The 13,117-nt window shown below is 69.0% G+C and carries 12 protein-coding genes; 5 read left to right on the top strand and 7 right to left on the bottom strand.

Annotation, left to right across the window (positions count from 1 at the left end; all coding sequences use genetic code 11):
* On the bottom strand, positions 1 to 753 hold the full coding sequence (locus tag AZL_RS30045; protein ID WP_012978148.1) for a TSUP family transporter: 753 nt from the start codon (positions 751 to 753) through the stop codon (positions 1 to 3).
* A gap of 118 nt (positions 754 to 871) precedes the next feature.
* Between AZL_RS30045 and AZL_RS30040 the strand changes: the two genes are divergently transcribed.
* Positions 872 to 1,747: a LysR substrate-binding domain-containing protein gene (locus AZL_RS30040; RefSeq protein WP_012978147.1), complete on the top strand. Its 876-nt coding sequence runs from the start codon at positions 872 to 874 to the stop codon at positions 1,745 to 1,747.
* A 28-nt stretch (positions 1,748 to 1,775) separates the two neighbouring features.
* Here the strand turns inward: AZL_RS30040 and AZL_RS30035 are convergent, their stop codons facing one another.
* Positions 1,776 to 2,513 carry a hypothetical protein gene (locus tag AZL_RS30035; protein ID WP_042446244.1) on the bottom strand — a complete coding sequence of 246 codons (738 nt, stop codon included), beginning with the start codon at positions 2,511 to 2,513 and terminating at the stop codon, positions 1,776 to 1,778.
* A gap of 250 nt (positions 2,514 to 2,763) precedes the next feature.
* Here AZL_RS30035 and AZL_RS30030 point away from each other — a divergent pair, with 250 nt between their 5' ends.
* Positions 2,764 to 3,975, top strand: coding sequence for an MFS transporter (locus tag AZL_RS30030; RefSeq protein WP_012978145.1), 1,212 nt, complete (start codon positions 2,764 to 2,766; stop codon positions 3,973 to 3,975).
* 41 nt (positions 3,976 to 4,016) lie between these two features.
* The gene (locus tag AZL_RS30025; RefSeq protein ID WP_012978144.1) at positions 4,017 to 4,985 is read left to right on the top strand and encodes an aldo/keto reductase; all 969 of its coding nucleotides are present in this window, start codon (positions 4,017 to 4,019) and stop codon (positions 4,983 to 4,985) included.
* Positions 4,986 to 4,994: 9 nt separating this feature from the next.
* Here AZL_RS30025 and AZL_RS30020 read toward each other — a convergent pair whose 3' ends face one another.
* From AZL_RS30020 to AZL_RS30010, 3 genes are all read right to left on the bottom strand, one after another.
* A complete protein-coding gene (locus tag AZL_RS30020) occupies positions 4,995 to 6,368 on the bottom strand; it encodes a chloride channel protein (RefSeq protein ID WP_012978143.1) in 1,374 nt (457 codons plus the stop codon).
* Positions 6,369 to 6,510: 142 nt separating this feature from the next.
* A complete protein-coding gene (locus AZL_RS30015; protein ID WP_042446240.1) occupies positions 6,511 to 6,714 on the bottom strand; it encodes a hypothetical protein in 204 nt (67 codons plus the stop codon).
* 298 nt (positions 6,715 to 7,012) lie between these two features.
* Positions 7,013 to 8,845 carry a right-handed parallel beta-helix repeat-containing protein gene (locus AZL_RS30010; protein ID WP_148219735.1) on the bottom strand — a complete coding sequence of 611 codons (1,833 nt, stop codon included), beginning with the start codon at positions 8,843 to 8,845 and terminating at the stop codon, positions 7,013 to 7,015.
* A gap of 432 nt (positions 8,846 to 9,277) precedes the next feature.
* Here AZL_RS30010 and AZL_RS30005 point away from each other — a divergent pair, with 432 nt between their 5' ends.
* Both AZL_RS30005 and AZL_RS30000 read left to right on the top strand, forming a co-directional pair.
* Positions 9,278 to 9,763 carry an acyl-CoA thioesterase gene (locus AZL_RS30005; RefSeq protein WP_012978141.1) on the top strand — a complete coding sequence of 162 codons (486 nt, stop codon included), beginning with the start codon at positions 9,278 to 9,280 and terminating at the stop codon, positions 9,761 to 9,763.
* A 47-nt stretch (positions 9,764 to 9,810) separates the two neighbouring features.
* Complete coding sequence (locus tag AZL_RS30000; protein ID WP_012978140.1) at positions 9,811 to 10,236, top strand: Lrp/AsnC family transcriptional regulator; 426 nt, start codon at positions 9,811 to 9,813, stop codon at positions 10,234 to 10,236.
* A gap of 114 nt (positions 10,237 to 10,350) precedes the next feature.
* On the opposite strand, the gene pyk is transcribed toward AZL_RS30000, so the two are convergent.
* Positions 10,351 to 11,775: a pyruvate kinase gene (pyk, locus tag AZL_RS29995; protein ID WP_012978139.1), complete on the bottom strand. Its 1,425-nt coding sequence runs from the start codon at positions 11,773 to 11,775 to the stop codon at positions 10,351 to 10,353.
* Between the two features lie 333 nt (positions 11,776 to 12,108).
* On the bottom strand, positions 12,109 to 13,026 hold the full coding sequence (locus AZL_RS29990; protein WP_012978138.1) for a MurR/RpiR family transcriptional regulator: 918 nt from the start codon (positions 13,024 to 13,026) through the stop codon (positions 12,109 to 12,111).
* Positions 13,027 to 13,117: the final 91 nt, after the last annotated feature.

The raw sequence follows: 13,117 nt of genomic DNA, 5'->3' as shown, positions 1-13,117 counted from the left end.
TCAGTGCCCCGCCAGCAGGAACAGCCCCTGACCCAGATAGACGCTGGCGGTTCCCATCACCAGATAGCGGCTCCACAGGCGGAACTGGGCATCGCTCATCCGGTCCAGCACCCGGCGGGAGAGATTCGTGCCCAACAGCGCCATGGCGACCGACATCAGGATCACCGTCGATTCCATCGTCTTATCGGCGCCACCGGCCACCAGCGGCGCGAAGTAGACGATCTTCACCAGATGGCCGACCGACTGGATCGCCGCCTTGGTGGCGACGACACTCTGCCGGGTCATGGCCCCGCGGATGAAGAAGACATCCAGCAATGGACCGGAAATGCCGGCGATCAGCTGGACGCCCATGCATAGGAATCCACCCAACAGGCCATGCAGCGGCTTCTGGGCGTTCAGCGCCCAGCGCGCGGGCACGGCCAAGGCGAAAAAGGGCGTCGATCCCAGAATCAGCAGCGACACCGCGCGATCGGGAACCGCGCCGACCAGGACGAACAGCAGGCCGGCCCCGGATCCGCCCAACGCGAATCGCAGGATGATCGGCCAAGCCACATGACGCCGCCATAGCCAGGCCCGCCAGCCGTTGGAGGCGAACTGGGTCACGCCATGCAGCAGCATGGCCGAGGGCACCGGCAGCAGGATCAACAACAATCCCATCAGCACCATGCCGCCGGCCATGCCGAACAGGCCCGACAGAAACGAGGTCACGAGAACGGTAAGGCCAAGCCCCACCATCAGCGGAAGCGTCAGCATGAATCAGCCCGAAGGTCAGAGGTAAGGCTGAAAAACTCCCACGCGCGCGCTTGCGCCGCAAACGGCATTGTTCGATGCTCAGCCTCAGGAAAAATTGGGGTGAAGTAAGGATGAGGCCATGCGCCGCCTGCCCTCGCTGAACGGCCTGCGTGCTTTCGAGGCCGCGGCCCGCCATGGCAGCTTCACCGCGGCGGCGGCGGAACTGAACGTCTCCCAGGCCGCCATCAGCAGGATGGTGAAGCTGCTGGAGGAACGGTTGGGCTTCGCCCTGTTCGACCGGCGGGCCAACGCGTTGGTGCTGACCGAACGCGGCCGGGCGCTTCAACCGGCGCTGACCGACGCCTTCGACGGCATCGCCCGGCGGGTGGAGCAGGTGTCGGCGATGCGGGCCGGGCCGGTGCTGACGGTGGGGATGGGGGCGACCGTTGCGGTGCGCTGGCTGATCCCGCGTTTGTCCGGCTTCCACCTCGATCATCCGGAAATCGAGGTGCGGATCGCCACCGGCGGTGCCGGCGAGCCGATGAAGGATGACTGGACCTGCGCGGTGTTGCTGGGGAATGGCCAATGGCCGGGCTATGAGGCGGAACGACTGTTCTCCTCCCGCCTACAGCCGGTTTGCGCGCCGCGGCTGGCGGCGGCGTTGCGCCGGCCGGCGGATCTGGCCGGCACCACCCTGCTGCGCGTCTCCCATTGGGGGGAGGATTGGCCGCACTGGCTGGCCGCCGTCGGGGTTGCCGAGCCGGCGTCGAAGGGGCTGTCCTTCAGCAGCTATGCCATGGTGCTGCAAGCGGCCATCGACGGTGTCGGGGTGGGGTTGGCCCCGCTGCTCTACAGCCAGGACGACATCGCCGCCGGACGCCTAGCCACCCCCTTCGGGCTGGCGGTGCCGATGGTCAATTCCTGGTATCTGGTCTATCGCGCCTTCCGCCGCGAGGACGCCGGATTCGCGTCCTTCCGCGACTGGCTCAATGCGCTGTGCGTGGAAATCTCCTGACCCGCCGCGGTCGTTCGGGGCGGCCGCCTCACCGCGACCCCGCCGGGCAGATCCGTCCGGGGCCCGGGGCGGAGAACCACACGGCCGGCTGGCCACGGTCGTCGGACAGGTCCGCCGCGTCGACATAGCGGTTGGACGGCCGGGGACGGCTGCCGAGCGGCCGCAGCCCGTCGGCCCGCAAGCGCATCCATTGGCCGGACAGGACGACACCGGCGGTCTCTCCGGTGCGGCAGACATCTTCCGGCGTGACGATCAGCAGATCGCAGCCGGTTTCGCCGTCCGGACGCCGTGCCAGCGTGCCCGGCCCGTATTCCACCGTCTCGGCGGTGGCGAGCGTCCGGAAGGGGGGCTGCGCCTCCAGGATCGTCAGGGTCCAGCTGTGAATACCGACGCCATTGCTGACCGCCGCCAGTTCGGCGATCACCAGGGATGGCGTACCGGTGCCGGACAGGTCCGCCAGCGCCACGTCCATCGCCCCCATCTGGTCCGGGATGCGGTCGTCGAGCGTCACGCTCCAGTGCCGTTCGCCGGTGCCGCGCCTGACCGTGTAGGCGGCCGTCGGAGCCTGCGGAGGAGAGCCGCCGATGCAGCGGCAGACGCTCAGGTCGGGCATGGGCGATGCGCAATGCTTGATCATGCAGGCGCCGGCCTCCGCTGTCTCCACCGCCTCGGCGACCGGCACCGGGCAAGTCTGGAGCGTCGGAGGCGAGGCGGCCGCCAGTAGAAGCGCCAGCGGCAAGCCGGGGGCGGGGGGCGGAATCGGCATGGCGGGTTTCCAATGGCGGGTTTCCGATGGCGGGATTGCGGGGCCGGGGATCGCTCGACGATTCTGTCCGATTCCCCGGCGCGATGCCATTCTCGGTTACCCCCGATTGTCATCGCCCGGTTGCCGTCCGGTTCCCGGCCATGCATTCCTCCGGTGCGCAAATCGGCGGTGCAACGGACGATGGGGCCGACATAGGCTGCCGGTCATCCAGTCTCCGCTTCGAACGCTCATGACTCCACAGGACCATGCGATGCCGCCCAGCGCCGCTCCCCTTCCGGCTGAAGAGGCCGCCCACCCGGCCCTGTCCCGCTCGCTTGTCCTGTTGATGGCGCTGGCCTGCGGCGTGGTGGTCGCCAACATCTATTATGCCCAGCCGCTGGTCGGGCTGATCGGTCCGGCGATCGGATTGTCGCCGGAAACCGCCAGCCTGGTCGTCACCCTGACCCAGGTCGGCTATGGCGCCGGGCTGGTGCTGCTGGTGCCGCTGGGCGACCTGCTGGAAAACCGCCGGCTGGTGGTGGCGACCTTGTCCAGCACGGTGGCGGCCCTGCTGGTGGCGGCCATCGCCCCCACCGCCGCCCTCTTCCTGACGGCGGCCTTCCTGATCGGCGTCACCTCGGTCGCCGTGCAGATGCTGGTTCCGCTGGCCGCCCATATGGCGCCGGAATCCTCGCGCGGGCGGGTGGTGGGCAATGTGATGAGCGGCCTGCTGCTCGGCATCCTGCTGGCCCGCCCGGTGTCGAGCCTGATCGCCGACAGCCTGGGCTGGCGGGCGGTGTTCGGCCTGTCGGCACTGGCGATGGTCGGCTTCGCCCTGCTGCTGTGGCGGGTGCTGCCGCAGCGGCGGCCGAGGAGCCAGTCCGGCTATGGCGCCCTGCTCGGCTCGCTCGGCCGGCTTCTGGTGCGCACGCCGGTGCTTCAGCGCCGCACCGTCTACCAGACCATGATGTTCGCCGCCTTCAGCCTCTATTGGACCTCGGTCCCGCTGCTGCTGGCCGGGGCGCCCTTCCATCTCAGCCAGCGGGGCATCGCGCTGTTCGCCCTGTCGGGTGCCGCCGGTGCCCTGGTCGCTCCCATCGCCGGACGGATCGCCGACCGTGGCTGGACCCGGCCGGCGACCGGCTTCGCGCTGGCGATCGCGGCGCTGTCCTTCCTGATGGCGCGGGCGGGGGAAGGGTCGATCGCGCTCCTGGTGCTGGCCGGCCTGCTGCTCGACATGGGGGTTCAGATGAACATGGTGCTGGGGCAGCGCGCCATCTATTCGCTGGGGGCGGAGACCCGCAGCCGGATGAACGCCATCTATATGGCGATCTTCTTCCTGGGCGGGGCGGCGGGCTCGGCGCTCGCCGGCTATGCCTTCGCCGTCGGCGGCTGGGCGCCGGTGACCTGGATCGGTGCCGCCTTTCCGACCCTCGGCCTGCTGTTCTACCTGACCGAATTCCGCGGGCGGCCCGCCGCCTGACCGGTGACCTTCAAGGCATGATCTGCAAAGGAGACGGTGCGATGGATCGACGTCCACTTTATCAACGACCGCTGGGCCGCAGCGGCCTGACGGTGTCCCCGCTCTGCTTCGGCGGCAATGTCTTCGGCTGGACCGCCGACGAGGCCACCTCCTTCCGGCTGCTCGACGCCTTCGTCGATGCCGGCTTCAACTTCGTCGACACCGCCGACGTCTATTCGGCCTGGGCTTCCGGCAACCAGGGCGGCGAGTCCGAGACCATCATCGGCAAATGGATGAAGAGCCGCGGCAACCGCGACCGCATCGTGCTCGCGACCAAGGTCGGGTCGGAGATGGGGCCGGGCAGGAAGGGGCTGTCCCCCGCTTGGATCCGGACCGCTGTGGAGGATTCGCTGCGCCGTCTCCAGACCGACCGCATCGATCTCTACCAGTCCCATTGGGACGATCCCGCCACCCCGTTCGAGGACACGCTCGGCACCTACAGGGAACTGATCGACCAGGGCAAGGTCCGCGCCATCGGCGCCTCCAACCTGACGGCCCCCCGCCTGCGCGAGGCGCTGGAGGTCAGCGCCCGCGCCGGCCTGCCCCGCTATGAGACCTTGCAACCGGAATACAACCTCTACAGCCGCCAGGGTTACGAGGCGGAGTTGGAGGGGCTGTGCCGGGAGAACGGGCTGGGCGTCATCAATTACTATTCGCTGGCCAGCGGCTTCCTGACCGGCAAGTACCGCTCGGCCGGGGACGCCGGCAAGAGCGCGCGCGGCAACGGGGCGGTGTCGAAATATCTCAACGACCGTGGCCGGGCGATCCTGGCGGCGCTGGACGAGGTCGCCGGCCGGCATGGCGCCACCCCGGCCCAGGTGGCGATCGCCTGGCTGATCGCCCGGCCCGGCCTGACCGCCCCCATCGCGAGCGCCTCGAAGCCGGAGCAGATCGGCGACCTGATCGCCGCGGCCCGGCTGCCGCTCGATGGCGAAGACATCGCGAGGCTGACCGAGGCGAGCGCCTATTGAGCCTCCCGCTCAGGGAGACGGGAGCGCCGCCGTGCCGGAGGCGGGGGCCGGCTTGCCGGCCTCCTCCTTTTTCAGCGCCGCCAGGAAGGCGTCGGCCATGGCGTGATAGACGGACCGCGGGCAGACCAGCCGGGACAGGGTGGTGGCAAGGGCGGCGCTCAGCATCAGCGGCAGCAGCAGGTCGGACGAGGCGCTCATCTCCGTCACGATGACGACGGCGGTCAGCGGGGCCTGCACCACGCCGGCGAAATAAGCCACCATCGACAGCAGCACCACGGCGCCCAGAGAGCTGTCCGGCAGCAGCCCGCCGATGACGGAGCCGATGCCCGCCCCCACCGACAGCGAGGGGGAGAAGATGCCGCCGGGTATGCCGCAGATGCCCGACAGGACGGTCGCCAGCAGTTTCGCCGGGGCGTAGTACCAGGGCAGCGCCTCCGTCCCGTCCAGGAGGGCGCGGGCCTGTTCATAGCCGGTGCCGAAGGTCAGGCCGCCGGTGGCGGTGCCGATCGCCGCCAGGGCCAGCCCGCAGCCGAGCGCCACCAGCACCGGATGGCGGGCCAGCCGCCCGCCCAGGCCGTGGCGGATCCAGCCGGACAGCCACAGCAGCAGGCTGCTGAACCCGCCGCCCGCCAGCCCGCCGACGATGCCGGTCGCCAGCACCGCCCTCCAGTCCCGCCAGCCGGCCGTGGCGGCGGTGTGGCCGAAATAGGCGTAGTTGCCGAGCAGGGCGACGGCGACCAGACCGGCCGCCGCCACCGCGATCAGGACGAGGCCGCTGGTCCGCTTCTCGAAGCTGCGGGCCATCTCCTCGATGGCGAAGACGATGCCGGCCAGCGGCGTGTTGAAGGCGGCGGCGACGCCGGCCGCTCCGCCGGCCAGGATCAGCCCCGGTTCCCGCCCCAGCCCGGCGATCGAACCGGCCATCAGCATGATCGAGGCGCCGACCTGCACCGTCGGCCCCTCCCGCCCGATGGAGGCGCCGCAGGCCAGCCCGACCAGGGTCAGCAGGATCTTGCCGGCGGCGATGCGCGGCGACAGCAGCCGGCGCTTGGCGGCCGGGTCCTGCACATGGCGCGCGGCGATCGCCTGGGGAATGCCGCTGCCCTGGGATCCCGGCACCACCCGCAGGGCCACCCAGGCGGAAAAGCCCAGTCCGAGTGGGGTCAGCAGGACGGGCAACCAGGGCGATGCCGACTGCGCCAGCCGGAACAGCTGTTGGGCATAGTCGGCGGCGATGGCGAACAGGACGGCGACCAGACCGACCGCTCCGGCGCCGGACCAGAACAGCAGACGCCGGCGCCAGTTCCGGGGCGACAACCACACATGACGGGGGCGGCGCAGCCGGTGCGGCAGCGAATGGTTCGGACGGTTGGCAGGGGGCATTCGATGGGCCGGAAACGGAGGAACGGACGGAGGAACGGCGGGGTGCCGAGTTTAGGTCCGTTGTTTTCCGGAGGTCCAGCCACGCTTGCGCAGGTCAGGACGGCGCAGGTCAGGCCCGGATGTGCCCCGAACGGGGCGGGCGTCAGCGGCGGACGACGCTGACCGGCTGGGTCCTGGAGGCGGCGTTGTAGCCGGGACGGCCGCGCGACGCGATGGCGGCCCCTTGCAGGGGGCGCTGGCCGCGGCGCTGCTGCGCCTGCTCCACCTCGCGGCGGAAATTGGGGCCGAGGGCTTCGTAGGCGGCCTTCAGCTCGGGGTCCTTCATCCAGAATTCATGACGATCCATGGTTTCCTCTTATATTGGCTGGCTGCCGGCCGAGTGCCGGACAGACCTGCGGCATGCCGCCGTCACGGGCGATGCGTTCATCCCGGATGTTTCACTGGATGACATCCATCGTCCTTTTGCAAGGCGGTGGCGGCATGACGACTGACAGGTTGGGGCGGGCGGTCTTGACTTCAAGATACCCCCGGCGTCGGACCAGGCGACTTTTCAAAAGCCATAACATCCCGACCACCCCAAAGTTCCAGCCGGACCCTCATCGGCCATGGGGCCTAGGCTCTATGGCCGATGAGGAGAGGACGGGTCAGGCGTGGTGCAGCAGGCCGATCTGGTCGTAGGGCACGGCGTCGAAGCCCATGCCGTAGACCGGCGAGTTGGAGGCCAGGCTGTAGTCGTGGGCGCCCGGATTGACGAAGCTCGGATCCAGCGTCATCGACCCCTTGTCGTACCCCGCGGCCTTCCACTCGGCGAGATCGCCCTTGCCGCCGCCCGACATCACCTGCGGCCAGACGTCGAAAAGGTCCTTGGACGCGTCGAGGTGGCTGTAGAAATTGTTGTGGATGGTGCCGGCATTGGCCGGTCCGTAGATATGGACGGCGGTGCCCTCCCGGACATCGACCACATTGCCGGAGATGTCGTTGCCGCTCATCTGGTGGCCCTTCCAGCCGCCCCAGGCGACGGGCTGCTGAAGGCCGATCTGGGCGCCGCTGTTGCCGGCGATCACGTTCTCGGTGACCGTGTTGTTCCAGCCGCCATGCAGGAACACGCCGCCGATGTTGTCATGGACGATGTTGCCCTTCACCGTGGTGCCGCTGGTCCAGTCGTCGAGATAGATGCCCCAGCTCGCCACCTGGCTCGACGGGTTGGTCGCGGTGGTGCCGGACACCTCGTTGTTGATGACGGTGTGATTGGCCAGATCCTGCTGGCGGTTGATCAGATAGATGCCGCCGCCGTCGTTGGATTCGAGATTGGCGTTGATCACTTTGTTGTAGGAGACTGTCACGCGGTAGGCCGCGTCGCTGCCGTCCGTCTGGACCGAACCGACCGCGATGGCTTTTTCCGGCGAGTTCTCGATCTGGTTGTGGGTGACCTTGACGTCGGAGCTGCCGTTGATCCAGATGCCGGCGTCGCCGCGGTCGGCGGCGTTCGGGTGCCGGATCAGGTTGTCGGAGACCTGCGTGGCGTTGGAGCCGGCCTTGACGAAGATCGACTCGGCGCCGGTGTTGTCGAACTGGTTGCCGGTGACCTTGCTGTTGGCGCTGCCCTGCACGGTGATGCCGTAGCCGCCGCCCTTCACGACATTGTTCGCGAAGGTCAGGCCGGCGGCGTTGTCGGCATAGACGTAATGGCCGCCGACGACGCCGTCGGCGAAGGTCAGCCCTTCGATGGTGACGTTCTTGGCCCCACCGAGGCCGAAGGACACCGAGGCGTTGGAGCCGCCGTGGATCACCGCCTTCTCGTTGCCGTAGCCGGCGAAGGTCACGCCGGAATCCTGGCCGTCCAGCCACAGCCCGTTCTGGTGATAGTCGCCGCCGCGGATATAGGTGGTGTCGATGGTGTGATCGGCGCGCATCGCCGCCTGCGCCTTGGCGAGGCTGGCGAAGGGGCCGTCGGTGCCGTCGGCGTTGGGGGCGGCCAGCTTGCCCGACCAGCTGTCCTTGCCGTTGGTGGCGACGTAGAAGGCCGGTTCGGTCGGCTTCGGCGTGGTGGGCGTGCCGGGCGTCGTCCCCGGCGTCGTGTTGGGGGCGGCGAAATCGGTCGCGGCGGCCTTCACCACCAGCGTGCCGTTCCACCACATGTCCTTCTGGCCGGCGGCGACGTCGCGGCCGTCCAGCGCGCCCTTGTCATAGGTGACGGCGCTGCTGGTGGGGGAATAGCTGTGGCCGTTGATGCTGACGCTGTTGACCGTCAGGTTGCGGTCCTGGCCGTTGACGACGCCGTCATTGTCGTACTGGACCTGGATCTTGTGCGCCGTGCCGGTGGTCAGCACGGGCGTGAAGACGAAATCCTTCGCCGTCGTGCCGGTGCTGCCCTCGCCCACCTTCTGGCCGTCGACCAGCAGGGTGAAATGGGCGTTCACGCCGCCCGCGGCCTTGCCCAGGGCGTTCACGACGATCTTGGAAGTGGAGGTGGCCATCGGTTCGGTGTCCTCGCCTGATGTGCCCTCGGCCGTGGCTGGCCGTCGGGCCTGATGTCCGTTTTGGGCCTGAACCCGGATGCGTGCGGGAGGATGGCGGGGACCGGCGGGATCTTTGTGTGATGTTTGCACCGGGAAAGGCGGAAACTGCGACAAATTGTGGGCGATGGCGCCGGAGCGGGGCCGGACGGGGCGGCGTCCCGTTGGCGTGATTGCGGTGCAGCATTTCAGCAACAGCCCGGGGGGCGAAAACTGCGGCTTACCCCTATTCCCGCAGGAAGCCGTTGAACGAAAGGTGCTTTTCCCGGATTGTTGGGATTGTCCACAACCGCTATCCGCCGGCGTGAAACGCGGCGACCGCAAGGCACCCGTCCCGTATGTCCGGACAGCCGGGGGAATGAGGGCCGAAGCGGAACAAGGATTGAACAAGAGATGCCCGAGTACAGCGAGCGGCCGCGCCGTCCCGACGAACACCCCAGCCACCGGCCCTTGCCGGCGGGCTGTTTCCGGGTTCAGCGGCCCATTCGCTTTTCCCACTGCGACCCGGCCGGTATCGTCTATTTCCCGGTCTATTTCGACATGTTCAACGGCGCGGTGGAGGATTGGTTCACCCAGGGGCTGGACATCGATTACGCGACGATGATCCTGCAACGGCGGCTGGGCCTGCCGATCGTCCATGCCGAATGCGACTTCGTCATCCCCAGCCGGATGGGCGACACGCTGACCCTGGGCGTCCTGCTGGAGCGGCTGGGCCGCAGCTCCCTCCAGCTGCGCATCAATGGCGAGCATGAGGGGCAGGTGCGGCTGTCGGGCAGCCTGACGCTGGTCACCACCTCGCTGGACGATTTCGCCTCCGTACCGATTCCGGACGACATCCGCGCCGCCATGGAACGCTATCAGGCGGGTTGCGACGCGTAAGGGGGGCGGCTATCACAGCGGGGACTGCCCTGCTGTAACGGATCCCCATGGACGACATCGACCGGCGGCTGATCGATCTGTTGACGGTGAACGCGCGCACCAGCACGGCGGCGCTCGGCCGGGCGCTGGGGCTGTCGCGGTCGACCGTGCAGGACCGCATCGCCCGGCTGGAGCGGCAGGGGGTGGTCGCCGGTTATACCGTGAGGCTGGGCGATCCGGCGCCGCGGCGCGGCGTGTCGGCACTGGTGATGATCAGCGTCAACGCCCGGCTGGCCGACCGCGCCGTCCACGCCCTGCGCAAGATGCCGGAGGTGATCCGGCTGCACAGCATCAGCGGCCAATATGATCTGTGCGCCACCGTCGGTACCGAGACCCATGACGCGATGGACGCGGCGCTCGACAGCATCGGCCGCCTGCCCGGAGTGGAGCGGACGATGTCGTCGATCGTGCTGTCGACCAAAATGGAGCGGTAAAGCGTGAATCGCACGGAAAATCAAAAAACCGGAGTCTGTCCGATGCTTCAATAAGCATCGGACAGATTCTAGGAGAGCTCCCCCGCCCGGTAAGGGCGGGGGAGCCGTTTGTCCTCAGGACTTCCCGTCCATGTGGATGACGCGCAGGTTGTTGGTGGTGCCGGCCTGGGCGAAGGGGATGCCGGCGACGACCACCATCGAGCCGGTGGCGCCGGCGAACTCCTCCGAGCGGGCGGTGGCGATGGCGCGGTCGACCATCTCCTCGTAGGTGCGGATGTCGTCGGACAGCACGCTGTGGGCGCCCCACAGCAGGCAGAGCCGGCGCGAGACCGCGGTATCCGGGGTGATCGCCAGGATCGGCACCTCCGGCCGCTTGCGGGCGATGCGCGCCGCGGTGGTGCCGCTGGAGGTGAAGGCGACGATGGCCGAGGAATACAGGGCGTCGGCCAGATCGGCGGCGGCGGCGGCCACGGCGTGGGGTGCCGTATGCTCCTCGCCCGGATGGGTCGCCTGGATCAGCGAGCGGTAGAGCTTGTGCTGCTCGGTCGAGCGGATGATGCGGTCCATCATCGTCACCGCCTCGACCGGATACTGGCCCGACGCCGATTCGGCCGACAGCATCACCGCGTCGGCGCCGTCATAGATGGCGGTCGCCACGTCCGACGCCTCCGCCCGCGTCGGGGTCGGGGCGGCGACCATCGAATCGAGCATCTGGGTGGCGACGATCACCGGCTTCACCGCCAGACGGCAGGCGCGCACCAGCTCCTTCTGGCGGCCGGGCACGTCCTCGTGCGGGATTTCGACGCCGAGATCGCCGCGCGCCACCATCACCGCGTCGGACAGGCGGATGATGTCGTCGATCTTCTCCAGCGCCTGCGGCTTCTCGATCTTCGCCATGATGCCGGCGCGGTCGCCGATCAGGCCGCGGCCCTCCAGGATGTCGCCCGGCTTCTGCACGAAGGACATGGCGACCCAGTCGACGCCGAGTTCCAGCCCGAAGGCGAGGTCGGCGCGGTCCTTGGCGGTCAGGGGCGACAGGTCGAGCACGGTGCCCGGCAGGTTGACGCCCTTGCGGTTGGAGATGACGCCGCCGACGACCACCTTGGCCTCGATCCAGTCGTCGCCCAGCTCGGTCACCTCGACGCGGACGCGGCCGTCATCGATCAGCAGATGATGGCCCGGCATGATCGCCGCGAAGATTTCCGGATGCGGCAGCGGGATGGCGCGCTTGTCGCCGTCGCTGCCCTGAAGCACGAAGCGGATCTGCTCGCCGGTGGCGACGGCGATCTTGCCGTCGCGGATGGTGCCGACGCGGATCTTCGGACCCTGGAGATCCTGGAGGATGCCGATCGGGCGGCCGACCTCCGCCTCCAGCGCGCGGATGGCGCGGTGGACCTTGGCGTGATCGTCGTGGGTGCCGTGGCTGAAATTCAGCCGGAAGGTGTCGACGCCGGCCAGGAACAGGGTTTTCAGCATTTCCGGCGAGTTGCTGGCCGGTCCGACGGTGGCGACGATCTTGGCGCGGCGATGACGACGCATGTGGTTCCGGCCCGTGGGGGCCGTCCTCTCTTGGGCTGTGCCGTCCGGTGGGCCGGCGCAAGCGGCGGTCACCTGGGGGACGGCGGGATGACTGGACTGCGATGGAACGGCCGGGGTGGGCATCCGGTGGGTGGCTCGCCGACCGTTCGCATGCGTTATCAAGGTGTCGCCATCCCGTCCGGAATGCAAGGCGGCTCCGGTGCGGCAGATGGGACAGGGGGAAAGGGGTGGCCCTTGTCCGCATCCCGTCGGCGCCAGCATAGGCGGCTTTTGTTGCGAAGGAATGACGGGAGCGTCCGGAACCGGCGGCATCCGTCCTCACGGCTCCCGTCCTCACAGCTCCCCCAGCCGGTCGTGCAGATCCTCGATGGCGCCGATGCGGGCGCGGCCGGCCTCGCCGGTCAGCGGGATCAGCTCGGCGGCGAGCGCGTGGATCACCGCCATCGCCGCGACATGGGTGTCGAGCGCCGCCAGGCTGCGCGTCTCGCAGCGGAAGGTCAGCGGCGGCACCGGCCCTTCCACCGCCGAATGGCTGTCGGCGATCAGGATGGCGGGGATGGCGCGGTCCCGCACCACATGCAGCAGCCGGACGATGGCGGGCGGCCGGCGGCGGATGCCGACCAGGACCAGCAGATCGTCCGGGCCGAGGTCGGCCAGCGTCTCCGCCATCGTCTCCCCCGCCGCCGCCAGCTGGTGGACCTCGCCGCGCACCTGGATGAACTGCCAGCGGGCATAGCCGGCCAGGAAGGCGCTGTTGCGCGCGCCGCAGACCCAGATCCGCCGGGCGTCGGCCAGCGTGCGCGCCGCCTGGGCAAGCAGGGCCGGGTCGGTCTGGCGCGCGGTGGCGGCGAGCGCCTCGGCGCTGCGCTGGAAATGGGCCTCCAGCGGCGGCAGGCCGCCGGCGGGGGCTGATCCTGCCGGGGCCGATCCAGCTGGGGCCGGGGGGCCGCCGGGGGGCAGCAGGAACAAGGGCGACCCCCAGTCGCCGCCGCGCCGGGCGGCCAGCCGCGCCTCCTCGAAGCCGGCATAGCCGAGGCGGCGGACCAGCCGCGACACCGTCATCTTCGACACCCCGGCCCGGCCCGCCAGCTCCGTCGCCGAATAGCCCGACAGCTCCCCCGGACAGGCGAGGATCACATCGGCCAGCTGCCGCTCGGTCCGGCTGAGGTCGCCGTAGCGGTCGCGGATGCGCGCGGTCAGCGACGGGTCGGCGGGCTCGGCCAGGAGGGTGGAGTGGTTTGCCTTTTTCATAGGCATTTCGCCTCGTAAATCCAGAAATCGCACAAAAAACGGGCTATTTTGTGCGGCATCTGTGGTGTTACATTAGTAACAGATTACCCCT

This window comes from Azospirillum sp. B510, assembly GCF_000010725.1.
Classification (GTDB): Bacteria; Pseudomonadota; Alphaproteobacteria; order Azospirillales; family Azospirillaceae; genus Azospirillum; species Azospirillum lipoferum_B.
The sequence above is the reverse complement of the archived record's forward strand: the minus strand, read 5'-3'. Positions and strand labels throughout refer to the sequence as shown.